This window comes from Massilia timonae (assembly GCF_001866515.1).
GTDB lineage: Bacteria > Pseudomonadota > Gammaproteobacteria > Burkholderiales > Burkholderiaceae_D > Telluria > Telluria timonae.
In genome coordinates, this window is sequence record NZ_JRYB01000001.1 from 921745 (window position 1) to 945433 (window position 23689).

General features: G+C 66.4%; 19 protein-coding genes. 10 read left to right on the forward strand and 9 right to left on the reverse strand.

Annotation, left to right across the window (positions count from 1 at the left end):
• Nucleotides 1-144: 144 nt before the first annotated feature.
• The 3 genes from LO55_RS25660 to LO55_RS04130 all read left to right on the forward strand — a co-directional run bounded on the left by LO55_RS25660 (nt 145) and on the right by LO55_RS04130 (nt 2396).
• A complete protein-coding gene (locus LO55_RS25660; protein ID WP_229410052.1) occupies nt 145-546 on the forward strand; it encodes a type VI secretion system amidase effector protein Tae4 in 402 nt (133 codons plus the stop codon).
• Nucleotides 479-952 (forward strand): type VI secretion system amidase immunity protein Tai4, encoded by a 474-nt coding sequence (locus LO55_RS04125; RefSeq protein WP_071360538.1) that lies wholly within the window; start codon nt 479-481, stop codon nt 950-952. Before LO55_RS25660 ends, LO55_RS04125 begins: the two co-directional genes overlap by 68 nt.
• A gap of 325 nt (nt 953-1277) precedes the next feature.
• The gene (locus LO55_RS04130) at nt 1278-2396 is read left to right on the forward strand and encodes a zinc-binding metallopeptidase family protein (protein ID WP_071360539.1); all 1119 of its coding nucleotides are present in this window, start codon (nt 1278-1280) and stop codon (nt 2394-2396) included.
• Nucleotides 2397-2474: 78 nt separating this feature from the next.
• Here LO55_RS04130 and LO55_RS04135 read toward each other — a convergent pair whose 3' ends face one another.
• Nucleotides 2475-3500 carry an alpha-E domain-containing protein gene (locus tag LO55_RS04135; protein ID WP_071360540.1) on the reverse strand — a complete coding sequence of 342 codons (1026 nt, stop codon included), beginning with the start codon at nt 3498-3500 and terminating at the stop codon, nt 2475-2477.
• Nucleotide 3501: 1 nt separating this feature from the next.
• Nucleotides 3502-4914 carry a circularly permuted type 2 ATP-grasp protein gene (locus tag LO55_RS04140; RefSeq protein ID WP_005662969.1) on the reverse strand — a complete coding sequence of 471 codons (1413 nt, stop codon included), beginning with the start codon at nt 4912-4914 and terminating at the stop codon, nt 3502-3504.
• 163 nt (nt 4915-5077) lie between these two features.
• On the opposite strand from LO55_RS04140, the gene LO55_RS04145 reads away from it, so the two are divergent.
• The 3 genes from LO55_RS04145 to LO55_RS04155 are packed head-to-tail and all read left to right on the forward strand — an operon-like array spanning nt 5078 to nt 11893.
• Complete coding sequence (locus tag LO55_RS04145) at nt 5078-8377, forward strand: transglutaminase family protein (RefSeq protein ID WP_071360541.1); 3300 nt, start codon at nt 5078-5080, stop codon at nt 8375-8377.
• Between the two features lie 37 nt (nt 8378-8414).
• Nucleotides 8415-10955: a circularly permuted type 2 ATP-grasp protein gene (locus LO55_RS04150; RefSeq protein ID WP_071360542.1), complete on the forward strand. Its 2541-nt coding sequence runs from the start codon at nt 8415-8417 to the stop codon at nt 10953-10955.
• Complete coding sequence (locus LO55_RS04155) at nt 10952-11893, forward strand: transglutaminase family protein (protein WP_229410054.1); 942 nt, start codon at nt 10952-10954, stop codon at nt 11891-11893. Before LO55_RS04150 ends, LO55_RS04155 begins: the two co-directional genes overlap by 4 nt.
• Here LO55_RS04155 and LO55_RS04160 read toward each other — a convergent pair.
• Nucleotides 11890-12549: a hypothetical protein gene (locus LO55_RS04160; protein ID WP_071360543.1), complete on the reverse strand. Its 660-nt coding sequence runs from the start codon at nt 12547-12549 to the stop codon at nt 11890-11892. The genes LO55_RS04155 and LO55_RS04160 overlap by 4 nt on opposite strands.
• Nucleotides 12550-12726: 177 nt before the next feature.
• Between LO55_RS04160 and LO55_RS04165 the strand changes: the two genes are divergently transcribed.
• The 4 genes from LO55_RS04165 to LO55_RS04180 all read left to right on the forward strand — a co-directional run bounded on the left by LO55_RS04165 (nt 12727) and on the right by LO55_RS04180 (nt 17042).
• Nucleotides 12727-13359, forward strand: a complete 633-nt coding sequence (locus LO55_RS04165) for a cohesin domain-containing protein (RefSeq protein ID WP_143054447.1) — start codon at nt 12727-12729, stop codon at nt 13357-13359.
• Nucleotides 13360-13392: 33 nt separating this feature from the next.
• Nucleotides 13393-13644, forward strand: a complete 252-nt coding sequence (locus tag LO55_RS04170) for a hypothetical protein (RefSeq protein WP_143054448.1) — start codon at nt 13393-13395, stop codon at nt 13642-13644.
• Nucleotides 13645-13663: 19 nt separating this feature from the next.
• Complete coding sequence (locus LO55_RS04175; protein ID WP_071360546.1) at nt 13664-16105, forward strand: vWA domain-containing protein; 2442 nt, start codon at nt 13664-13666, stop codon at nt 16103-16105.
• A gap of 196 nt (nt 16106-16301) precedes the next feature.
• Entirely contained in the window at nt 16302-17042 is a 741-nt protein-coding gene (locus LO55_RS04180; RefSeq protein WP_071360547.1) for an HAD family hydrolase, read from the forward strand.
• Here the strand turns inward: LO55_RS04180 and LO55_RS04185 are convergent.
• The 6 genes from LO55_RS04185 to wecB form a co-directional block, all read right to left on the reverse strand.
• Nucleotides 16991-17458 carry a hypothetical protein gene (locus LO55_RS04185; RefSeq protein ID WP_005662981.1) on the reverse strand — a complete coding sequence of 156 codons (468 nt, stop codon included), beginning with the start codon at nt 17456-17458 and terminating at the stop codon, nt 16991-16993. The genes LO55_RS04180 and LO55_RS04185 overlap by 52 nt on opposite strands.
• Nucleotides 17451-18632, reverse strand: coding sequence for an MGDG synthase family glycosyltransferase (locus LO55_RS04190; RefSeq protein ID WP_071360548.1), 1182 nt, complete (start codon nt 18630-18632; stop codon nt 17451-17453). The genes LO55_RS04185 and LO55_RS04190 overlap by 8 nt, the downstream gene beginning before the upstream one ends.
• A gap of 78 nt (nt 18633-18710) precedes the next feature.
• Nucleotides 18711-19883 carry a glycosyltransferase family 4 protein gene (locus LO55_RS04195; RefSeq protein ID WP_071360549.1) on the reverse strand — a complete coding sequence of 391 codons (1173 nt, stop codon included), beginning with the start codon at nt 19881-19883 and terminating at the stop codon, nt 18711-18713.
• The gene (locus tag LO55_RS04200; protein WP_071360550.1) at nt 19883-21094 is read right to left on the reverse strand and encodes a TIGR04063 family PEP-CTERM/XrtA system glycosyltransferase; all 1212 of its coding nucleotides are present in this window, start codon (nt 21092-21094) and stop codon (nt 19883-19885) included. Before LO55_RS04200 ends, LO55_RS04195 begins: the two co-directional genes overlap by 1 nt.
• Before the next feature lie 21 nt (nt 21095-21115).
• On the reverse strand, nt 21116-22396 hold the full coding sequence (wecC, locus tag LO55_RS04205) for a UDP-N-acetyl-D-mannosamine dehydrogenase (protein WP_005662988.1): 1281 nt from the start codon (nt 22394-22396) through the stop codon (nt 21116-21118).
• Entirely contained in the window at nt 22380-23516 is a 1137-nt protein-coding gene (gene wecB, locus LO55_RS04210; protein WP_177185498.1) for a non-hydrolyzing UDP-N-acetylglucosamine 2-epimerase, read from the reverse strand. Before wecB ends, wecC begins: the two co-directional genes overlap by 17 nt.
• Nucleotides 23517-23689 lie beyond the last annotated feature (173 nt).

Below are 23689 nucleotides of genomic sequence, written 5' to 3' on the forward strand. Positions count from 1 at the left end.
AGTGCTGCGTGGGCAGCTTCGCAGCGAATCTACGACCCTCTCAATCCCGGAGCCCGGGTGGCAGGGATCATAGGCGGCAACGTCAGGAAGAATATCGATAACCCGACTGCAGCGCAGCGATGGGAAAACACGTGTGCTGTACGCATGAGTTATATACTCAGCCAAGCTGGCATGGTCATTCCTGGCATCAAAGGACAGACTGTATCCGGCGCGGACGGGCGAAGATACTTCTTTCGAGTACGCGACCTGATCGGGTTCCTGACGCAGCGCTGGGGTAAAGCCGAAGTCGTGAAATATCCTGTCTCCGGTGGGGGCACACTTGCAGGCAAAACAGGCGTCATTCTGTTTGAAGTCTCGGGCTGGTCAAATGCGCAGGGGCATGCCACGCTTTTCGACGGTCGCTCCTGCTATGACCACTGTTATTTCAACGAACCCGAAGCGCGTATCGCACGGATCGTGCAAATTTCTGGAGTTTGCCATGAGGTTGTCCCCCTTGCGACTGGCAGTGGTGGTGTTCACCATATTGTCGTTGCCAGCCCATGCTAGTACTCGCGATATCACATCCCCGCAAGCTGTAACCCGCACGCACGCGCAGAACTACAAGGACATGGTGCTGGCAACCTGTCTAACCCAGGCCTATCGGAATGACAATGGCGTGGCGAAGGATGCCGGAAGCAGCATCAGCGCGTTGCGCGACTGGACGTACTTCGATATGGATCAGAGTCCGGATGCAGTCAATTCCTTAGTGGAGAGTTACCTGGAACGGGATTATTCCAGTCCGCTGGTCGAATCGGAAGTCAAGGGAGTGCGATTCGATTTCTTGAAGTGCATGGACCTGTACCACAGCAAGGCGCTGGACGATCTGACGAAGCGATTGGTCATCCACCCGAAACGCATTTATGGGAAGGAACGTCCTTCGCGACGGCAGGCTCATGATGCTACAGCCAGATAGCACGTGGCGGGACTTTTCCAGAGCATAGCTTGTGCGCTTGGTCCCGATTCAGTGGGACCACGTAAAGGATCCTGGTGGCGTAAGCAGGACTGCCGTTAACCCGCCGGCCCGTCGTCGTCGCGCCCAACGTCGGGGTCGATTCCGCCTCTTATACCCCGCCCGCATCACCCTCACCGCCGCCTCTATTCCCGGCACCTCCACGTTTGTTCTTCCTTTGTCCCCCACCACCTCATGCGGCGTTGTCTGACACGTGCCTGCCTAGATCGGTTTTGCTGTTAGATTATTAATACCGAATACCGACCGTTGTCCCACTCTTCTTTCTGCCATGAAAACCTTTCACTGCGACAAGTGCTCACAACAGATATTTTTTGAAAATACCCTCTGCTTCAACTGCGACAGCACGCTCGGCTACCAGCCGGCCACGCGCAGCGTCAACAGCTTCGAGCAGACCGAGGACGGCCTGTGGCGCAGCCTGAACCACACCGACGCGGGCAAGGTCTACAAGCAATGCAGCAATTATGTTCAGCATAATGTCTGCAACTGGATGCTGCCTGCGGATGACCCGCACGATTTATGCGCCTCCTGTCAGCTGACCGTCGTCATCCCAGCGCTGACGTCCGAAAAAAACCACATCCTGTGGGCGCGTCTCGAAGCGGCCAAGCGCCGCCTGCTGTTTTCGCTGGCGACGCTCAACCTCACCCCTGCCTCGAAGGAAGCCGAGCCGGAAACCGGCCTTGCATTCCAGTTCCTGGAAGACGGCGTGACGGACCAGTGCGTGATGACCGGCCATGCCAACGGCGTGATCACCCTGAACATTGCCGAAGCCGATCCGGCCGAGCGCGAACGCACGCGCGAGCAGATGCACGAGCGCTATCGCACGCTGCTGGGTCATTTTCGTCATGAAAGCGGCCATTACTATTTCGACCGCCTGGTGGCCGGCAGCCCGTGGATCGACGAGTATCGCGCCCTGTTCGGCGACGAGCGCCAGGATTATGGCGAAAGCCTGAAGCGCCACTACGAAAATGGGCCGCCGGAAGACTGGGCGGAGCGTTTCGTGAGCAGCTACGCCAGCTCGCACCCGTGGGAAGACTGGGCCGAGACCTGGGCCCACTACCTCCACATGATCGATACGCTGGAGACGGCGCACTCCTGCGGCCTGCAGCTCAAGCCGCGCAAGGCCGACGAGCCCGCGCTCGACGGCATCACCCTGCCGACCAGGACCGACGCGTTCGACGATACCCTGAGCGACTGGTTCGCGCTGACGTACGTGCTCAACAGCCTGAATCGCAGCATCGGGATGCCGGACTCCTATCCGTTCACGCTCAGCCCGCCGGTACTGGAAAAGCTGCACTTCGTGCACCGGGTCGTGCGCGCCCAGATCAAGCAGGCGACGGCGCCAGCCAGGCCGGCCGCGACGCCGGCGCCCGCCACGTCGGGCGCCTGAGCCGACGCACCGTCATGATGCCCGCGCCGCCGCTTTCCCCCGAAACGGTGCGGCGCGCGCCATGCCGGTGCGCCCGGCTTACGCGGTCTGGGTCTGGGTTTGCGTCATTCCGCCCAGGGTCTGCGTCTGCGACTGGGTCTGTCCTTCGTCGGGCAAGGCCGGCTCGATCGGGATCAGGAAGTCGCGGCTGATGCCGTTGCCCAACGCGTCGACCGACGCCAGGAAGCGGGTCAGGAAGGCATGCAGGCCTTCTTCGAGGATGGCGCTGATCGGGGACGATTGCAGCATGGCGTACAGTTCCACGGCCAGGCGCTCGGTATCGTGCGACTGGGCGTTGCGCACGTCCTTCAGGTTGGCCACCACGGCGGCCATGCACGCCGCCAGCGAGCGCGGCATTTTCTCTTGCAGTATCAATAGTTCGGCCACCCGCGTCGACGTGATGGCGTCGCGGTAGACCTTGCGGTAGGTCTCGAAGGCGGACACCGAGCGCAACAGCGCCGCAAGCTGGTAGAACTCCGCCTGCGTCCCGGCCTGGACCGCATCATGCGCCCCGAACCTGAACTTGACGTCGAGGATGCGCGCCGTATTGTCGGCCCGTTCCAGGAAGGTGCCGAGGCGGATGAAGTTGAACGCCTCGTCCTGCAGCATGGTGCCCAGCGTGACGCCGCGCGACAGGTGCGAGCGGTACTTGACCCATTCCAGGAACTGGCCGGGATCGTGCTCGAAGGTGCGGTTCTTGAGATGCTTCTGCAGCATCAGCCAGGTCGTGTTCTCGGTTTCCCATACTTCGGTGGTCAGGGCGCCGCGCACGGCGCGCGCATTCTCGCGCGATGCGCGCAGGCAGCTCGTGATCGAGGACAGGTTGTCCGGATCGCGCACCATGAAGTCGATCACGTCCTTCTGCGTGAGCGCCGGGTATTTGGCCTCGAACTGCGCTTCCAGCTCGGACACGCCCAGCATGCTGCGCCAGCCCTGCTGCTCGGCCTGCGCCGACTGCGGCATCAGCGAATACTGAACCCGGACATCGAGCATGCGGGCCGTGTTTTCGGCGCGTTCGGTGTAGCGGGCCATCCAGAACAAGTGGTCTGCGGTGCGGCTCAACATCTTAGTTCTCCAGTATCCAGGTATCCTTGGTGCCGCCGCCCTGCGACGAATTGACCACCAGCGAACCTTCCTGCAACGCCACCCGGGTCAGGCCGCCCGGCACCATCGACACGGTCTTGCCCGACAGGACGAAGGGACGCAGGTCGATGTGGCGCGGCGCGATGCCCGATTCGACATAGGTCGGGCAGGCCGACAGGGCCAGCGTGGGCTGGGCGATATAGCCGTCCGGGTTGGCGATCAAGCGCGCGCGGAAGGCCTCGATCTCGGCGTGGGTCGAGGCCGGGCCGACCAGCATGCCATAGCCGCCGGCGCCATGCACTTCCTTCACCACCAGCTCTGGCAAGCGCGACAGCGTGTACGCCAGGTCTTCCTTTTTGCGGCACTGGTAGGTCGGCACGTTGTTCAGGATCGGCTTTTCGCCCAGGTAGAATTCGATCATGTCCGGCACGTAGGGATAGATCGACTTGTCGTCGGCCACCCCGGTGCCGATGGCGTTGGCCAGGCCGACCCGCCCCGCGCGCACCGCGTCGAGCAGGCCCGGCACGCCCAGCGTGGACTCGGGGCGGAAGGCGCGTGGATCGAGGTAGTCGTCGTCGATGCGGCGATAGATGACGTCGACCTGCTTCGGCCCGCGCGTGGTGCGCATGTAGACGGTGTCGTCGCTGACATACAGGTCTTGCCCCTGCACCAGCGCCACGCCCATCTGCTGGGCCAGGAAGGCGTGTTCGAAATAGGCCGAGTTGTGCATGCCCGGCGTGAGGACGACCACGGTCGGGTCGAGCGGTCCGTCCGGCGCCACGGTGCGCAGGTTGTCGAGCAGCAGGTCGGGATAGTGCTCGACCGGCGCCACGCGGTTGCTCGCGAACAGGGCGGGAAACAGCCGCATCATCATCTTGCGGTTTTCCAGCATGTAGGACACGCCGGAAGGCACCCGCAGATTGTCTTCCAGGACGTAGAACTCGCCCTCGCCCGCGCGCACGATGTCGACGCCGGCGATATGGGCATAGATGTTCGAAGGCACCTTGACGCCCTGCATCGCGGGCCGGTACTGCGCATTGTTCAGGATCTGTTCGGAAGGGATGACGCCCGCCTTCAGGATATCCTGGTCATGGTAGACGTCGTGCAGGAAACGGTTCAGCGCGGTCACCCGCTGCACCAGGCCGGCCTGCAGCCGGGCCCATTCGGCGGCGTCGATCACGCGCGGAATGATGTCGAACGGGATCAAGCGCTCCTTGCCGGCGTTGTCGCCGTAAACGGCGAAGGTGATCCCCACCCGCTGGAAGGTCAGTTCGGCTTCGGCACGTTTTTGCGCGATCAGTTGCGGCGACTGCAAGGCAAGCCACCGCGCAAACGCGTCGTAGTGAGGCCTTGCAATTGCCGCAGAGGAATACATTTCATCGTAAAAGTTCGGCATCGGATCCTCCAGTGGCATAGGTGCAATCAAGAAACGTGCCAGCTCGGCGACGCCGCACGATCGAATTATATTGCGGGTATGAATCATGCTTGTGCACAGTTGAAACAGGTATATATCGATGTGCTGGTATCGTTCGTGACCACCCCTATAAAGGCACTCCCGCATGGCTATCCGTATCGCGCTGCACCACAAGACCAGTTACCGCTACGACCGGCAAGTCGCCCTCTCGCCGCATGAGGTGCGCCTGCGTCCGGCGCCGCATGCGCGCACGCCGATCCTGTCGTACTCGCTGTCGGTGCTGCCGCAGGAGCATTTCATCAACTGGCAGCAAGACCCCTACGGGAATTACATCGGCCGTTTCGTGTTCCCGGAAAAAACGGATACGCTCGAGTTCACGGTCGACCTGGTCGCCGACATGACCGTCATCAATCCCTTCGATTTCTTCATCGAACAATATGCGGAGCATTTTCCCTTTGTCTATCCCGAGCAGTTGCAGGGGGAACTGAGCGCCTACGCGCAGCCCGAGCCGGCCGGCCCGCTGCTGCTGGCATGGGTAGACGCGGCGCGGCGCGAGCTGCTGGCGCAGCCGATGAACACCACCGACTTCCTGGTGGCGATCAACCAGCGCCTGCAGCGCGACATCGCCTATCTGCTGCGCATGGAACCGGGCGTGCAGACGCCCGAAGACACGCTCGAGAAGCGTTCCGGCTCGTGCCGCGACAGCGGCTGGCTGCTGGTGCAGATCCTGCGCACGATGGGACTGGCGGCGCGTTTCGTTTCCGGCTACCTGATCCAGCTGCGCGCCGACCAGGAGGCGCTCGATGGTCCGAGCGGCGCGCTCGAAGACTTCACCGACCTGCACGCCTGGACCGAGGTGTACATCCCCGGCGCCGGCTGGATCGGGCTCGACCCGACCTCGGGCATGCTGGCCGGCGAAGGCCATATTCCGCTCGCCTGCACGGCGCTGCCCTCGTCGGCGGCGCCGGTGACGGGCTTCAGCGACAAGGCCGAGGTCACCTTCATCCACGAGATGACGATCACCCGCATCCATGAAGACCCGCGCGTGACCAAGCCGTATTCGGACGCCGACTGGGAGGCCATCGACCGCCTGGGCCGGCAGGTCGACGCCGACCTGCTGGCCCAGGACGTGCGCCTGACCCAGGGCGGCGAGCCCACCTTCGTCTCGATCGACGACATGGACGCGCCGGAGTGGAATACCCAGGCCCATGGCGAGCGCAAACGCGCGCTGGCCGGCACGCTGGCGCAGCGGCTCAAGAATCATTTCGCGCCCGGCGGCCTGCTGCACTACGGCCAGGGCAAATGGTATCCGGGCGAACCGCTGCCGCGCTGGGCGCTGAACATCTTCTGGCGCGTCGACGGCGAGCCGCTGTGGCGCGACCCCGGCCTGTTTTCTAGCGAACACGTCGACGACGGCTATGACGCCGGAGACGCCCGCCGCTTCGCCGCAGCGCTGGTCGATGCGCTCGGCCTGCCCGCCGGCAGCGCCATCCCCGCCTATGAAGACGTGCTGCTGCAGGCCCAACGCGAGCAGGCGCTGCCGCCCAACCTCGATCCCCTGCGGGCAGACCTGGACGCGCCGGAGGAACGGCGCCGGCTGGCGCGCCTGCTCGAACGCGGCCTGGGCCAGGTGGCCGGCTACGTGCTGCCGCTGCAGGCCGCCGACGGCGCCGGCTGGCGCACCTCGGCCTGGCCGCTGCGGCGCGAACACCTGTACCTGCTCGAGGGCGACTCGCCGATCGGCCTGCGCCTGCCGCTGGCCACGCTGCCATGGGTGCCGCCGCGCGAACGCGATCCCGGTTTCGAGGTCGACCCGTTCGCCCCGCGCAGCGCCCTGGTGGCCGCGCACCACGCCGCGCAGCCGGCGCCGGACCGCGCGGCCGTCCAGCCGACCTCTCCCTTCGCGCCGGACGCGCGCGAGGTAATCCACACCGCGCTGTGCGTCGAAGTGCGCGCCGGACGCCTGTACGTCTTCATGCCGCCGCAGCAGCGCCTCGAGGATTACCTGGCGCTGGCCGGCGCGGTCGAGGCCACCGCCGCCAGGCTCGGGATGAAGCTGCGGATCGAAGGTTATGCGCCGCCGCGCGACCCGCGCATCAAGCTGCTCAGCGTCACGCCCGACCCGGGCGTCATCGAAGTCAATATCCATCCGGCCGCTTCGTGGAACGAGCTGGTGCACAACGTGACGACCCTGTACCAGGAGGCGCGCCTCACCCGCCTGGGCACCGAGAAATTCATGCACGACGGCCGCCACACCGGCACCGGCGGCGGCAACCACGCCACCCTGGGCGGCGCCAGCGCCGAAGACAGCCCGATGCTGCGCCGTCCCGACCTGCTCAAGAGCCTGATCACCTACTGGCAGATCCACCCGGCGCTTTCTTACCTGTTCTCGGGCACCTTCATCGGACCGACCAGCCAGGCGCCGCGCGTGGACGAGGCGCGCGACGACAACCTGTATGAACTGGCGATCGCCTTCCAGCAGATGGACAAGGTGCTGCCGACCCTGCAGCCGGGCGACAAGCCGTGGATGGTCGACCGCCTGCTGCGCAACCTGCTGGTCGACCTGACCGGCAATACGCATCGCGCCGAATTTTCGATCGACAAGCTGTATTCGCCGGACGGCCCCACCGGCCGCCTCGGCCTGGTGGAGTTCCGCGCCTTCGAGATGCCGCCGCACGAGCGTATGAGCCTGCTGCAGATGCTGTTGCTGCGGGCCCTGGTCGCGCGCTTCTGGCGCGAGCCGTGCCAGGCCCGGCTGGTGCACTGGGGCACCGCCCTGCACGACCGCTGGATGCTGCCGCATTTCGTCGCCCAGGACATCCGCGACGTCGCGCGCGACCTGCGCGCGGCCGGCTATGCCTTCGAGGACCACTGGTTCGAGCCGTTCATCGAGTTTCGCTTCCCGCGCTTCGGCACCGTCGTCTACGAGGGCGTCGAGATGGAGCTGCGCCAGGCGATCGAGCCGTGGAACGTGCTGGGCGAGGAAGTCGCGGCCGGCGGCACCGCGCGCTACGTCGACTCGTCGGTCGAACGCATGCAGCTGCTGGTGCGCGGGCTGACCGACGGCCGCCACGTGGTGGCCTGCAATGGCCGCATGCTGCCGCTGCACCCGACCGGCGTGCCCGGCGAGTACGTGGCGGGCGTGCGCTTTCGGGCGTGGAGCCCGTGGTCGGCCCTGCATCCGAGCATCCGGGTGCAGGCGCCGCTGGTGTTCGACCTGGTCGACACCTGGAGCGGGCGCGCGATCGGCGGCTGCACCTACCACGTGGTGCATCCGGGCGGACGCAATGAAACGGGCGCGCCGGTCAATGCCAATGCCGCCGAGGCGCGCCGTTTCGCGCGCTTCTGGCCGCATGGCCATACCCCGGGTCCGATGACGGTGCGCAAGGAGCCGCTCAATCCTAGTTTCCCTACGACACTAGATTTACGCTGGCAGGCAAGCTAACCTATCGCTTTTGTACCACCCGTAATCAGCAGCTTCGATGCCGAATCAACTACTTGCCCACTATCTGGCCGCGCCGGACAGTTTCGACGAAATGCTCGACGCGGCCAAGGCGCCGCGCGCGCATTGGCGTGCGCTGCTGGACAACCTGGCGCACGAGGCGCCCACCATGATGCGCCAGCGCCAGGAGATGGTGCAGCGCCAGGTGCGCGAAAACGGGGTGAGCTACAACGTGCCCGCCGACGCCCACGGCCGGCAACGGCAGTGGGATCTGAACGTGCTGCCGCTGATCCTGCCGCACGAAGAATGGAGCGGCATCGAGGCCGCCGTGATCCAGCGCGCCACCCTGCTCAACAAGATCCTGGTCGACGTCTACGGCAAGGAGGAGATGCTGAGCGAAGGCTTGCTGCCGCCGGCGCTGATCCACGGCCACGCCGGCTTCCTGCGTCCCTGCCACGGGATGCGCCATCACGACGACGTCGCCCTGCACTTCTATGCGGTCGACCTGGCGCGCGCCCCGGACGGCCGCTGGTGGGTGATGGCCGACCGTACCCAGGCGCCCTTCGGCGCCGGCTATGCGCTGGAAAACCGCGCCATCATCGCCCCCACCTTCCCCGACCTGCTGCGCGAGCTCAAGGTGCAGCCCCTGAACCGGTTCTTCCGCACCATGCACGAAAGCCTGGCGCACTGGGGCCGCCGGTGCGCGGCCGGCGGCGACGCGCCGGCCCCGCTGCGCGAGGGCGAAGCGCCGCTGATCGTGCTGCTCACGCCCGGACCGCTCACCGCCAGCTACTACGAGCAGGCCTACCTGGCGCGCTATCTCGGCCTGCCGCTGGTCGAAGGCGGCGACCTGACGGTGCGCGACGGCGTGGTCTACCTGAAAACCCTGGCCGGCCTGCACCGGGTGCACGTGATCATGCGCCGGGTCGACGACGAATCGTGCGATCCGCTCGAACTGCAAAGCTCCTTGCTGGGCGTGGCCGGCCTGACCCAGGCCGCCATGCGCGGCAACGTGCTGGTCGCCAACAGCCTCGGCTCGAGCCTGCTCGAATCGGGCGCGCTGCTCGGCTTCTTGCCGGCGCTGTCGAAGCGCCTGCTGGGCGAGCCGCTCAAGATGCCGTCGGTGGCCACCTGGTGGTGCGGCGAAGAAGCAGCGTTGGAAACCGTGGTCGCCAGGCTCGACCGGTTGGTGATCAAGCCCAGTTTTTCGCAGTTGCCGCAGGCGGCCGTGTTCGGCCAGGACCTGGACGGCGCCGCGCGCGCGGCCTTCATCGCCCGCCTGCGCGCCAATCCCAATAATTACATTGCCCAGGAACTGGTGCGGCTGTCGCAGGCGCCGGTGTGGAAGGACGGCGCCGCGCCCGGCCTGCAGGCGCGCGCCATCGGGCTGCGGGTATTCGCCTGCGCCACGCCGAATGGCTATGTGGTGATGCCGGGCGGGCTGACCCGGGTGGCCACCGGGCCCGATGCGCGCGTGCTGACGATGCAGATGGGCGGCGCCAGCAAGGACACCTGGGTCCAGGCGCGCGCCAGGGCCGAAGTGCACCGCCTGCAGCAGCGCAGCATCTCGGGCCGCGACCTGGTGCGCGAAGACACCAACCTGTCGAGCCGCGTGGCGGAAAACCTGCTGTGGTTCGGACGCCATGCGGAACGCACCGACAATATCTGCCGCCTGCTGCGGGTCGCGCTCGATTTCCTGTTCAACGTCCGTTTCGACCAGCGCGGCGCGGAATGGCCGACCGTCGAGGCGCTGTGCATCTGGTTCGGCCTGCTCGACGAAGGGAAGAAGCCGGCCACGCCAGACGCGAGCCAAAGCGGCCCCATCTTTACTGATGCCGAGATCGAGTCGGCCCTGCTGACGGCGGTCGTCTCGCCCGCGGTCCCTGGCCTGGCACGGCAGCAGCAGCAGTTGCACCGGCTCGCCGGGCAGTTGCACGAACGCTTCTCGGTCGACAACTGGCGTGCGCTGAACCGGATGGTGCAGCCCGCCGCCGCCGCCGGCGAGCGGCCATCGCAGTCGGGGGTCATGACGATCCTCGACGATGCCGCCGCCGCGTTGATGACGCTGGCCGGCTTCGCCCTCGATGGCATGACGCGCGATCTCGGCTGGCGTTTCATGTCGATCGGACGCCGCCTGGAGCGACTGCAATTCCAGAGCGTGGTGCTGCAGCGCGCGCTTGCCATGAACGGGAGCGGCAACCTGGAATGGCTGCTGGAGCTCTCCGACAGCATCATCACTTACCGGGCCCGCTACCGGGCCCAGCCCGAATGGCTGCCGGTGCTCGACCTGCTGCTGCTCGACGAGACCAATCCGCGCTCGATCGTCTTCCAGCTCAACGGCATCCTGGGCACGCTGGGCAAGATCGAACAAACCCAGGGCCCCTGCGGCACGCATATGCTGACGCCCTTGAAAAAGGAATTGCTTGCGCTCGATCCGGACACTGACCTGAAGCACGGCAATCCCTTGCTCGGCGGCCTGCTGGACCGGATCGGGCGCACCAGTGCGGCCCTGTCCGAACAGATCAGCGTGCAATTTTTCAGCTATACCGACAATGGCCGCCAAAGGAACCGCAGCTCATGATCGCACAGCTCATGGACAATTCACCGGCGAGCGCCGGCGCCTGCGCGCGCTATCGTGTGGTGCATGAAACGCGCTACACCTACAGCAGTCCGGTCACCCTGTCGCAGCAATACCTGCACCTGACACCGCGCTCCTTCCCCTGCCAGCAGACCGAGTCGCACCTGATCTGGCTCGATCCGGTCGCCAACGACGGCAAGGACGGCATCGACTACTTCGGCAACCTGACCCGCCACGTGGCGCTGACCGTGCCGCACGACAGCCTGCTGGTGCACGCCGAATCGACGGTCTCGCTGCGCGCGCGCCACACCCTGGCGCAGATCGCCGGGACGCTGCCGTGGGAATGCGTGCGCGACATGATGGGCAAGGAAAGAAGCCCCGCCACCCTGGAAGCCTGCCGCTACCTGTACGCCTCGCCGCATGTCGCCAGCTTCCCCGAGCTCGAAGCCTATGCCCGCGCCAGCTACACCCCGGGCCGGCCGCAGCTCGACGCCGCGCTCGACCTGACGTACCGGATCTTCGACGACTTCGAATTCGATGCCAAGGCGACCGACATCTCGACCCCGCTCGACCAGGTGCTGCGCGGCCGGCGCGGCGTGTGCCAGGACTTCGCCCAGCTGATGATCGGCTGCCTGCGCAGCATCGGCCTGCCGGCGCGCTATGTGAGCGGCTACATCCTGACCCACCCGCCGGCGGGCAAGCCGCGCCTGGTCGGCGCCGACGCCTCGCACGCCTGGGTGTCGGTGTTCTGCCCGGCGCTGGGCTGGGTCGATTTCGATCCGACCAACCGCTGCCTGGTGCAGCATGAACACATCACGCTGGGCTGGGGACGCGACTTCAGCGACGTGACCCCGCTGCGCGGCATCGTGCTCGGGGGCGGCAAGCAGGAGCTCGACGTCCAGGTGACGGTGACGCCCCTGCCCTTGCTCGACGAGGCCTAGACGCCGTCCTTGTGCCCAAGCCCGGCGGGGATGGGCATGCCCGCGCCGCCGCCGCCGTCCATGCCGCCGCCGCCGCTGCGGTTTCCACCGCCGCCGGCCTCGCCTTTCGCACGACCGCCGCCACCCTGCGTGCGCGTCGGCCCCTGCAGCGGAATCATGACCTCGTCCGGCATCGGATCGAGATCGAGCGCGGCGCGAATGAAGGTGCGCAGGCTGACGACCAGCTCCGCCGTGTGGATTGGCCGCCCCGCCGCCAGGTCGGCCGCCGCCTGCGCCGCCAACCGGCAGTGCTCTTCGGTGCCGAGCAGCAGGATGTCGGCCAGCGCGGCTTCGACGGCGTCGCGGATGCGGCGCGAGCGGTCCGAGCTCGCCGTTCCCTCATTCGATCCCTCCTCGCCCGACTGGGCCCGCTCGCGCACATCGCGCAAATGCGTCGGGTCGACCGTCAGTTGCCCGGTGAACGAGCCGCCCAGGGTGCGGTAGGCGGCGATCAGGGTTTTCAGGCGCTCGTTGATCTGGCGGTTCATGCGCTCGCGGCGCTGCTGGATGGTCTGCATCATGAGGATGCGGATGCCCACGCCCAGCAAGGTAAAGACGGCAAGCCCGATGATCGTCGTCATCGCGCCTTGCCATGAACTGAAATCCAGATAGCGCATGCTGGTCACTGTGGCGTTGTCGATGGCTGTTAGTTTAGCTGCCGGAAACATGCCGGCGCGCCACGCTCGCGCCATGGACGAATCGCCAACTTCTTGCGCTAACAAAAAGACAAGGTCTCATGCATCCGGGATGATGGATCCAGCCTGCTTCCCTCATCTCAACAAGGACATTCGACCATGGCTTCGGTACTCCCAAGAATCATGCGCACGACCGCAGCACTACTGGTGTGCGCCGTCGCGCTCGCCGCCCCCGCCGGCGCCGCGGTCCTGACGACTTCGCTGTCGAGCGCCGCGGTCGCGGTGGGGCAGCAATTCTCCCTCGACGTCATGGTCGGCGACCTGGGGCCGGCCCAGGCCCTGGCCGCATTCGACCTCGACCTGGTATTCGATCCGGTGCTGGTTGCGCCGGTGAGTGCCGAGTTCGGCCACTACCTGGGCGCAGTCGATGTCGACCAGCTGACCCACGCACTCTTCGGCGCAGGCCGGGCGGACTTCGCGGCGGTATCGCTGCTGGATGACGCGGCCCTGATCGGCTTGCAGCCCGGGACGTTCCCGCTCGCGCGACTGGTGTTTACGGCGCTCGCGCCTGGCGCCGTGTCGATCGACTTCGACCTGCTGACGGCGCCGGGCCTGCTGCTCGGCGACGGATTCGGCGAGGCCATCGCCGTCAGCGCCGTCCACGGCGCCATCGTCGACATCGGCGCCGCCACCTGCGTCCCGGAGCCGTCCACGCTGGCCTTGCTCATGCTGGGCGCGATCCTGGCCCCCGGCCGCCGTCCATCGATCCGCGGCCGCCGCGCCGCCCTGTGACGCGTGGCGCACCGGCTCGCCGCGGCCGCGCCCTTGCTGCTTCTGGTGGGCGTGCTGTACGCCCGCTGTTCCGGTAACGACAAGGCGCCCTTCGTGGTCATCGGGGTGCTGGCGCTGACTGCCGTCCTGGCCGTGGCGCTGCTGCTGCGCGCCCTCATGGAAGGGAGCCTGCACGCCTGGCGCAGCGCCGCGCTGGCGGCGCTGCCGCTGCTGTATGCGGCGATCGCCATCGCGCTGGCGCGGCAGGGGTGGGTGGACCTGATGTCGTTTCTTGGTTTTCGATGAACCTCGCTCGGGAGATGGAATGCAATCTGCAAAACTGAAGCTGGCGGGCCTGGCGGTCCTGCTGGCCGGCGTCGTCGCCATACCGGGGGCGATCGCCTTCAAGCCGACCCAGGAGTTCGGCCATGTCGGCATCGTCAGGGACGCGCTGACCCGGATCAGCGTCCCGGCGCCCGGTGGCAACACCTACCGGTTTTCCGAACGCGCCATCCTGGAAGTACGCGACAGCACGGCCGGCGTCGACGAGATCGTCTCCTCGCGCGGCGAGCTGTCGGTGCCCACCGCCCACTGCGACGACGAACTGCTGCCGGAATGTTCGCAGCGCATCATCGCGATCAAGAATGCGACGATCGGCCTGCTCGCCGCGCCGGAGCCGGACGGCGAAGGCGCGCGCCGCCAGGTCGGCCGGGCGCTGCACACGCTGCAGGATTTTTTCTCGCATAGCAACTGGATCAATATTTCCGGCGGCCAGCCGGGCCTGGGCACCACGGTGATCCCACGCCTGGCCCCCAGCCAGGACACCTGCGAGCGCGGCCTGTCGTCGATCGGCTCCGGCACCCTGGCCGCCTTTGGCCTGAGTTTCCCGACGACCGGCTATTTCAATCCCTTCCTGGCGCCGCCCGAAGGCAAGTGCAACCATGGACTATTGCTCGACCCCGGCATCCACAAGGATGCGCCGGGCCGCGCCGGCCACGCACCCGCGCGCGCCGCCGCGGTGGACGCGACCGAGAGCCTGATCCGCCAGATCCTCGCGGCGCCCGGCGTCGCGGGCAACGACAAGGCGATCCGCGCCTTCCTCGACGTGCGCGGCGCGGTCGGCTTCGTGGTCGACGATACCGGCAGCATGGGCGGCGTGATCGCCGGGGTCAAGTCGTCCATTGCCCGGATCGTCGAGACGGTGCGCACCAGCCCCAACCAGCCCGACCGCTACCTGCTGGTCAATTTCGGCGATCCCGAGGTCGGCCCCGCCTTCGTCACGGCCGACGCCGCGGCGCTGCTGGCGCGCGCCAATGCCCTGTCCGCCGCCGGCGGCGGCGACTGTCCGGAACTGTCCATGGCCGGCACGCTGCGCGCGGTCAACGCCGCGCCGAACGGCTCCCAGCTGTATGTCTTCACCGATGCCTCGGCCAAGGACGCCGCGCTGTCCGGCAACGTCGTCACCCAGGCCAACGCCAAGGACATCACCGTCACTTTCTTTACCTTCGGCTCGTGTTCGCCGATCGATCCGGCCTATTACACCATTGCGGCCGAGACCGGCGGCCAGTTGTACGCGCTGCAGCGCACGGCCGAAGAAACCGAGAAAGTCTTCGGCCTGGTGATGCCCTACGTTAGCGCCAGCCCAAAATCCCTGCTGGCCGCCAAGGGCATGGTCGGCGGTGCGCGCAACCTGCAGTTCCCGGTCGACCGCACGCTGCGCAGCCTTCAGGTATCGGTCGCGGTCGACGCCGGTGCGAGCGCGCGCCTGTTCGATCCGGCCGGCCGCGAGGTGGTCGGCGGCACCGCGGGCGTGACGATCACCACCCTGACGGGTGGCAAGCTGATCGCCCTGACGGCGCCCGCCGCCGGCAACTGGCGGCTGGCGCTGGCCGGCGTCGGCAACTACGACGTCTCGGTGTCGGGCGACAGCCCCCTGGAACTGAACCGGTTCGAGTTCGTCGAAACGCGCGGACGCGAAGGCCACGAAGGCCTGTACGCGATCAAGAGCCAGCCGCTCGCACGCGCCACCCAGCAGGCGCGCGCGACGGTGCTCGGCGCATTCAATACCGCGCAATTCGCGCTGGTGAACGAGGCCGGCGACACCATCGCCCAGCTGCCCGCCACGCGCCGCGCCGGAGAGACCATGCCCGACGAATTCCTGGCCGACTTCGTGCTGCCCACGCAGCCGTTCCGCGTCATGGTGAGCGGCCGCCTGGCCACGGGAGACGCGTTCCAGCGCATCCATCCGCCGGTGTTCCTGGGCCGGACCGTCAAGGTCGAGACGCTGGGCGGCGGCTTCGGCGCCTTCAGTCCGGGACAAAGCTATACGGTGCGCTTCCGCGTGACGAATCTGGGCGCGCAGGACACCTTCGCCGTGAACGCCACCGACGAACGCGGATTCGTCCAGGAGTACCCGCGCAGCCTCGTGCTGGGACCGAACGGATCCGCCTTCGTCGACGTGCGGATCGCCATCCCCGCCGCCACGCCGGTGGGCACGACCAATGCCGTCTCGCTGGCGGTCACGGGAGCGTCGTCGGCCAATGGCACGGTGTTCACGCAGGTCGTGCGCGCCGCGACACTGGCGGGCGATGTCGATGGCGACGGCGACGTCGATCGTGACGATGCCCAGCTGGTGTTCATGGCGCGCAACCAGTCCGCTTCCGGCGACGCCGACCCGCGCGACATGGACCGCGACGGCCGCGTGACCGTGCTGGATGCACGCAAGGTCAGCCTGGCCTGCACCCGTCCATCGTGCGCACGGCAATAGCAACGCGCATGGCCGCGGCGATCAGCGCCGCGGCGCGCCGTTGGGCTGGCGCCCGTGCCTGTGTCCGGAAAACATCGGCCCGCCGTTTTCCCCCGGTTGTCACACGCCTGTCATGACGCAGGCGGATGATGGTCAACAGTGAGCTCCGGCACGTGTTCACGCCGGACCGGCCAACGCTACCGGATGCGAAGACATCATGTACAAAAGCGACAAGAAGCTCCTGATCCTCGATGCGGACGGCACCACCATCGATGCCTTCTCCGCCATCGAAGCGGCTTTCTCCCACCATGGGCTGGTGATCGGCGACGAAACCCGCTTCCAGAAGCGGCACAAGCTGCTCAAGTACATGGGCGGGCTGAAAGAATTCCCGTCGATCGTCCGCAAGAACCTGCGCAAGAACAGCCGCGCCCAGCTGATCGACACCCTCACCGGCATCTACCGGCAGGAAGCCCGGCTGTACGACGGCATCGCCGACCTGATCCGCGAACTGATCGCCGCGCCCGACATCACGGTCGGCATCGTCACGCGCAACGTCACGATCGAACCGCTGGAAACCCTGCGCCAGCTGTTCCTGCGCCACGACATCGACATCGCCGAACTCGACTTCCTGGTCCACATTCCCCTCAAGGACACCAAGACCGCCCAGTTCCGCGCCACGCGCGAACAGTTCGGCGTCAACCCGGCGCGCGCCTTTATCTGCGGCGACGAACACAAGGACTTCATGGCGGCGGTCAGCACCGGCATGCACCCGTTCATGGTCTCCTACGGCTTCGAATGCCACGACCGGCTGACGACCAAGTTCGAGATCCCGCATGAGCTGATCTCGCGCAGCTCGGCCGAGCTGTGCTGCCGGATCCGGCACGCGCTCGACCTGGGCGTGCTGGCTCAGGCGCCGTACCAGAACAGCAGCAGGCTGATGGCGCCGAATATCCAGTAGTCGACCGGCGCGCCGAACGCCCAGTGCTTATGCCAGGGCACGAGTTCCTGCTTGAAGCGGCGCCAGCCGAAGGCCGGGTTGATGACGAACCACAGGTAGTCTTCGACGATCCAGAACAGCATGATCGAGGCCGCGGCGCAGGCTTCCAGCTTCCATGACCACTGCCCCATGAAGAACAGCGGGAAGTGGAAGATCAGGCCGATGAAGGCGAACATCCACAGGTGGTAGCCGGTCAGCGCGCGCCCGCCCATGAAGATGTCGAGCAGCGGATGCTGCTCGATACGCCAGGTCGGCAGGTTCGCCGCCCACCCGGCTTCGCCTTCGATCTCCACCTCCACCCGCGCGAACAGGTAGGCCGCCACCAGCACCGCACCCACCATCGATACGACCCTGCCGCCCTCCGACAATTCAAGCATAAGCCTCTTCACTCTTGCGTTCGCACTGCATCAACACGGTTTCCAGCACCTGCATCGCGGCGTGCGGCCGGCCCAGCGCCCGCGCGCGGGCCGCCATGGCCTGCAGCCGTTCGGGATGCGCCAGCAGATGGCGCACCCGGTATTCGAGGCTGGCCAGGTCGGATGCCTTGAGCGCCACCCCCTGCTCGAGCAGGTAGGTGGCGTTGTGTTCTTCCTGCCCCGGGATCGGCGCGTTCACGATCATCGGCAGTCCCATCGCCAGGCACTCGGCGCTGGTGGCGCCGCCCGGTTTCGTCACCACCAGGTCGGCGCAGGCCATCAGGCGCTCGACCCGGTCGGTGAAGCCTTGCGGCGCCAGCCGACCCGGATAGCGCACCGCCAGCCGCTGCAGGGCCGCCAGCTCGGCCGCGTTCTTGCCGGCCAGGGCGATCAGCTGGAAGTCGCCGGGGATGGACAACAGTTTTTCCGCCACCCGGCTCAAGCCGCCCAGCCCGGCGCCGCCGCCCATCAGCAGCAAGGTCGTCACGGCGGGGTCGAGGCCGAGTTCACGCGCGCATTCGGCGCGCCCGAGTGGCCTGGAGAACGCCGGCATGGTCGGAATGCCGGCCACGTGGACCGCATGCGCCGGGATGCCCTGCCCGCGCATCCGGAACGCCACCTCGTCGTTGGCGGCGAAATAGCCGGCGACGTGCGGGTGGATCCACATGCGGTGCAGGTCGAAGTCGGTCACCTGGACCCACACCGGGCAGGCCAGCTTGCCGGCCGCGATGTGCTGCGACAGGATCTCGGCCGGCTGAAAGTGCGTGCAAACGATGGCGTCCGGCGCCAGCGCGGCGATTTCGGCGGCCAGCAGGCGGCAATCGCGCCGCTCGACCCAGCGCCGCAGGCGGTTGAACCAGCCGTCCGGATTGGCCTCGTCGGTCAGCCGGTACACGTGGCGCCACAGGCCGGGCGCGCGGCCGATCAGGAAAAGATAAAAGTCGGTGTAGACCTTGCGCAGGCGCGGCGCGGCGAAGGCCATCGCATCCAGGTGGATCACCTTGACGCCGGCATGGTCGGCGGCCGCGCGGGAACGGATGGCCTCGGCGACCCGGGTATGGCCGGCGCCGGCGGGCACGCTGAGCAAGAGGATTTTTTTCCCAGCAATGCCTTGTTGAAAATCGCCCTGCCTCATGCACACGCCCCTCGGGTCACGGTATGCAGGCGAATGTAATCGCGAAATATGACCCGCCCATGACGGCGGGGTGCACCATTACGCCAGGGCCAGCGACTCGCCCCGCTTGAGGATGGAGCGGAACAGCCGCAGCTGGCCGGCCGTGGTGTCGTCCCAGCTGAAGCGTTCCGCGTAGCGGCGCACGGCGGCGCGGTCGGGGTAGTTGGCGCGCAGGCGGTTGACGGCTTCGGCCACGCCTTCGGAGGTACGCTCGTTCATCAGCACACCCGCTTCCGGCGCCGCCACGACTTCGGGCGTGCCATACACGCGGCTGGCCACGACAGGCGTGCCGCAAGCCATCGATTCGAGCAGCACATTGGCCCAGCCCTCGCGGCTGGACGACAGCACCATCGCGTCGGCCTTGCCGTACTGGACGCGCAGCTCCTGCTGCGAGACGGCGCCCAGGAAGGTGACGCGGTCCTCGAGTTTCAGCTCGCGCACGAGATTCTCGAGCATGCCCCGGTTCGGGCCTTCGCCGGCGATCACCAGGCGCACGCCGGGCAACATGGGCAAGGCGCCGATGCTCAGTTCCTGGGCCTTGACCGGCACCAGGTGGCCCACGGTCACCAGGGTGAACGGTGTTTCTTCGCGCTGCTCCGGCGGGCGGAACAGCTCCAGGTCGACGCCATTGCGCAGCGCGACCACGCGCGCGGGGTCGATGCCCAGGCCAATCACCTCGTCGCGCAGCGCATTGGCCACCGTGATGATGCCGTCGGCGCGGCTGGCGGCCCAGTGGATCATCCTGCGCGGCAGCGGAAATTTAGGGAACAGCGTGATGTCCGAGCCACGCGCCGTGATCACGAACGGCTTGTTGAAGTAGCGCGCCAGCATGGCCGCCGCCACGCCGTCCGGATAAAAATAATGGGCGTCGATCAGGTCGAAGTCGTAGCCCTCGTCGATCATGCGCGCGATCGTGCCCTTGGCCGACTGGAACAGCAGCGCCGGCGCCACGTTCATGCCGATCTTGGGCACCACCAGGTAAGGCGGATGCTCGACCTGGATGCCGTGACGCACTTCGCGGCGCGGCACCTTGGCCTGGCGCGCATACTGTCCGAACCGCGGGTTCTTCGACGGGAACCATGGCGCCGGCGCCACCACGCGCGCCTCGACCTGGCCGCTGGCGACCAGGTGGCGCAGCCGGGTTTCGACAAAAATGCCGTGGCCGGGCTTTTCGCTGTTCGGGAACAGCGTGCTGAACGTCAGGATCTTCATCAGGCCGCGGCTCCGGTCAGGCGGCCGTAGATGCTCTTGTAGCGGCCCACGCTGGCTTTCCAGTTGCGCTCGCTCTCCACGAACTCGCGGCCGGCCGCGCGCAGGGCGGGCCATTCGGCCTGGGCGTCGATCAGGCCGCCGACCTTGACGGCCAGCGCCTGCGGATCGTCGGCCTTGAACAGCACGCCGGTCTTGCCGTCGACGATGAGTTCCTGGTGGCCGCCCACGTCGGACGCGGCCAGCACCCTGCCCTGGGCCATCGCCTCGAGCGGCTTGAGCGGCGTGACCAGGTCGGTCAGGCGCATCGACAGGCGCGGGTAGACCAGCACGTCCAGCAAGTCGTAGTACATCTGCACCTGCTCGTGCGGCACGCGGCCCGTGAACACCACCTTGTCGACGATATTCAAATCCTTGGCCAGCTGGCGCAGGCGCGCGTCTTCGGGACCGCCGCCGACCAGCAGCACGCGCAGGTCGGGCCGCTCGGCGGTGAGCGCCGGCACCGCGCGCAGCAGGATGTCCAGGCCCTCGTAGGCATAGAAGGAGCCGATGAAGCCGATCAGGCGCGCGCCTTGCAGGCCGAGCTTGGTCTTGAGGTCCTGGTCGGCCACGCCGCCGACGGCGAACTTGTCGATGTCGACCGCGTTCGGGATCACCGTGATCTTGTCGGCCGGGATGCCGCGCGCCACGATGTCGCGGCGCAGGCCTTCGCAGATGGTGGTGACGGCGTCGGCCTGCCTGAGCGCATGGGTTTCCAGCGCGCGCGTCAGGCGGTAGCGCAGGCCGCCCTCGGTCGAGGTGCCGTGGTCGACCGCGGCGTCTTCCCAGAAGGCGCGCACCTCGTACACCACGGGAATGCCGAATTTCTTGCCGGCCTTGAGCGCCGCGATCGCATTGAGCGACGGCGAGTGGGCGTGCAGCACGTCGGGCTTGATCTGCGGGATGATCTCGGACAGGCGGCGCACCAGGCCGTCGATCACCTGCTTCTGGTTCAGCACCGGCAGCCTGGCCAGCGCGCCGGCCGCGCTTGGGGTGCGGTAGAAATGCAGGCCGTCCACCGTTTCCTCGCGCATATCGCCCGAGTTCTGCTTGGAGCCCGTCACGTGGAAGGTCTCCCAGCCCAGCGCGCGCTGTTCGCGCAGGATCGATCGGGTGCGGAAGGTGTAGCCGCTGTGCAGCGGAATCGAATGATCCAGGACGTGGAGAACACGCATGACGGAATCCTTTTACGAGCGTTAGCGGCCGGTGGCGCTGAGGTAGCCGCAGGTGTCGATGATCACCTTGTCGGCGAACAGCGACTCCTTGAGCGCCAGGAACGGCTTGTGATTGACCAGCATGACGACGATCTGCGAACGCGCCAGCGCATCCTGCGGCGTGCGCAGCTCGCCCTTGTCGAGGCTGGCCGGCAGCGCCGAGATGTTCGGCTCGACCACGATCACGCGGCTGCTGTGCGTTTTCGCGATCTCGGCGGCGATGTCGAGCGCCGGGCTTTCGCGCAGGTCGTCGATGTCGGGCTTGAAGGCCAGGCCGAAGCAGGCGATGGTGACGTCGGATTCCTTGCGCTCCGGGTTCGCGGCCAGGTATTTCTCGACTTCTTCCCGCACCTTGTCCAGCACCCAGTGCGGCTTGTAGTCGTTGACTTCGCGCGCCGCCTTGATCAGCTTGGCCTGTTCCGGCGCGCTGTGCACGATGAACCACGGGTCGACCGCGATGCAGTGGCCGCCCACGCCCGGTCCCGGACGCAGCACGTTCACGCGCGGATGGCGGTTGGCCAGCGCGATCAGTTCCCACACGTCGATGCCGAGCTTGCCGCAGATGACGGACAGTTCGTTGGCGAAGGCGATGTTCACGTCGCGGAAGGAGTTCTCGGTGAGCTTGCACATCTCGGCCGTGCGCGAGTTGGTCTCGATGCACTCGCCCTGCACGAAGGTCTGGTACAGCGCGATGGCGCGCTCGGAGCAGGCCTTGGTGATGCCGCCGATGATGCGGTCGTTCGACACCAGCTCGTGGATCACCTTGCCCGGCAACACGCGCTCGGGGCAGTAGGCCAGGTTGATGTCGGCTTCGTCGTTCGGGCCCAGCGGAATCTTGAGGTCGGGGCGCTCTTCGGCCAGCCATTTGGCCAGGCTTTCGGTGGTGCCCACCGGCGAGGTCGATTCGAGGATGACCAGGTCGCCCTTCTTGAGCACCGGCGCGATCGAGCGCGCCGCCGCTTCGACGTAGCTGACGTCGGGTTCGTGGTTGCCGCGGAACGGCGTCGGCACGGCGATCAGGAAGGCATCGGCCGGCTGCACGGTGGTGGACGCCTTCAGGTAGCCCTGGTTGACGGCCGCGGCGACGATCATGTCCAGGTCGGGTTCGACGATGTGGGTCTGGCCGCTGTTGATGGTGTCGACCGCATCCTGGTTGATATCGACGCCGATGACGTTCTTCTTGCGGGACGCGAACATTGCAGCGGTTGGGAGACCGATGTAACCCAGACCGATCATCGAGATAGTATCAAAGGTGCTGCTCATGTTTTTCTCTTAAAAAGTTAAGGATGCGGGTCGCGGCGGTGCCGTCGCCGTAGGGATTGGTGGCCGAACTCATGCGCTCGTATTCGGCCGGGTCTTGCAGCAGCGTGCGGATGCCGCCGACGATGGAATCGATGCCGGTGCCGACCAGGCGCACGGTGCCGGCCGCCACGGCTTCGGGACGTTCGGTGGTGTCGCGCATCACCAGGACCGGCTTGCCGAGCGATGGCGCCTCTTCCTGGATGCCGCCGGAGTCGGTCAGCAGGATCGCCGCGCGGTTCATCAGGTAGACGAAAGGCAGGTAGCTCACCGGATCGATCAGGTGCACGTTCGGGTTGCCCTTCAGGATACGTTGCACCGGTTCCTGCACGTTGGGATTCAGGTGCACCGGATACAGCACCTCGACGTCCGGCATGCGGCTCACTTCATCCAGCGCGCGGCAGATGTTCTCGAAGCCGTCGCCGAAATTCTCGCGCCGGTGACCGGTCACCAGGATCAGCTTCTTCTTGCTGTCGAGGAAATCGAACTGGGCTTCCATCTCGCGCTTGAGCTGGGTGTCGGTTTCCAGGCGACGGACGACGTCCAGCAAGGCATCCACCACGGTATTGCCGGTGACGCAGATATTCGCGGCCGGCACGCCTTCATTGAGCAGATTCTGGCGCGCGTGCTCGGTCGGGGCGAAATGCAGGCTGGCGATCACGCCGGTCAGGCAGCGATTGACCTCCTCGGGCCAGGGCGAGTAGATATTCCCGGTACGCAGGCCCGCTTCCACGTGACCCACCGGTATCCGCTCATAATACGCGGCGAGGCTGGTCGCAAAGGTCGTGGTAGTATCGCCGTGAACAAAGACGACATCCGGACGCCACTCGCGCAGCACGCCGCGCATGCCTGTCAGTACCTTCGAGGTGATATCGGAAAGGTCCTGGCCCGGGGTCATCAGGTTCAGATCGAAATCGGGGGTGAGCGAAAACAGGCTCAATACCTGGTCCAGCATTTGCCGGTGCTGGGCGGTCACGCAGACCTTGACGTCGACGTCGGGCGATTCGGACAGTACGCGCACCACGGAAGCCATTTTGATTGCTTCCGGTCGCGTCCCGAAAACGGTGAGAACTTTAATAGTCATCTAATTGATTGCTGTCGTGAGACGATCGGAGGCGGCAAACGCCCGTGCGCATTCTGATAGGATGTCAACGGCGTTATGTTTCCTGATGGATAATTTTTTGACCAGGAAATTATACATCAAGCAATCTGATGCGAATTTCAATCGTGCGTTCCTATCGGAAAGCTTCATACCCC

Excerpts from the sequence above, each read along its gene's own strand:
- LO55_RS25660 (WP_229410052.1), top strand. The coding sequence starts at position 145 with ATGAGTTATATACTCAGCCAAGCTGGCATGGTCATTCCTGGCATCAAA.
- LO55_RS04125 (WP_071360538.1), top strand. The coding sequence starts at position 479 with ATGAGGTTGTCCCCCTTGCGACTGGCAGTGGTGGTGTTCACCATATTG.
- LO55_RS04130 (WP_071360539.1), top strand. The coding sequence starts at position 1,278 with ATGAAAACCTTTCACTGCGACAAGTGCTCACAACAGATATTTTTTGAA.
- LO55_RS04135 (WP_071360540.1), bottom strand. The coding sequence starts at position 3,500 with ATGTTGAGCCGCACCGCAGACCACTTGTTCTGGATGGCCCGCTACACC.
- LO55_RS04140 (WP_005662969.1), bottom strand. The coding sequence starts at position 4,914 with ATGCCGAACTTTTACGATGAAATGTATTCCTCTGCGGCAATTGCAAGG.
- LO55_RS04145 (WP_071360541.1), top strand. The coding sequence starts at position 5,078 with ATGGCTATCCGTATCGCGCTGCACCACAAGACCAGTTACCGCTACGAC.
- LO55_RS04150 (WP_071360542.1), top strand. The coding sequence starts at position 8,415 with ATGCCGAATCAACTACTTGCCCACTATCTGGCCGCGCCGGACAGTTTC.
- LO55_RS04155 (WP_229410054.1), top strand. The coding sequence starts at position 10,952 with ATGATCGCACAGCTCATGGACAATTCACCGGCGAGCGCCGGCGCCTGC.
- LO55_RS04160 (WP_071360543.1), bottom strand. The coding sequence starts at position 12,549 with ATGCGCTATCTGGATTTCAGTTCATGGCAAGGCGCGATGACGACGATC.
- LO55_RS04165 (WP_143054447.1), top strand. The coding sequence starts at position 12,727 with ATGGCTTCGGTACTCCCAAGAATCATGCGCACGACCGCAGCACTACTG.
- LO55_RS04175 (WP_071360546.1), top strand. The coding sequence starts at position 13,664 with ATGCAATCTGCAAAACTGAAGCTGGCGGGCCTGGCGGTCCTGCTGGCC.
- LO55_RS04180 (WP_071360547.1), top strand. The coding sequence starts at position 16,302 with ATGTACAAAAGCGACAAGAAGCTCCTGATCCTCGATGCGGACGGCACC.
- LO55_RS04185 (WP_005662981.1), bottom strand. The coding sequence starts at position 17,458 with ATGCTTGAATTGTCGGAGGGCGGCAGGGTCGTATCGATGGTGGGTGCG.
- LO55_RS04190 (WP_071360548.1), bottom strand. The coding sequence starts at position 18,632 with ATGAGGCAGGGCGATTTTCAACAAGGCATTGCTGGGAAAAAAATCCTC.
- LO55_RS04195 (WP_071360549.1), bottom strand. The coding sequence starts at position 19,883 with ATGAAGATCCTGACGTTCAGCACGCTGTTCCCGAACAGCGAAAAGCCC.
- LO55_RS04200 (WP_071360550.1), bottom strand. The coding sequence starts at position 21,094 with ATGCGTGTTCTCCACGTCCTGGATCATTCGATTCCGCTGCACAGCGGC.
- wecC (WP_005662988.1), bottom strand. The coding sequence starts at position 22,396 with ATGAGCAGCACCTTTGATACTATCTCGATGATCGGTCTGGGTTACATC.
- wecB (WP_177185498.1), bottom strand. The coding sequence starts at position 23,516 with ATGACTATTAAAGTTCTCACCGTTTTCGGGACGCGACCGGAAGCAATC.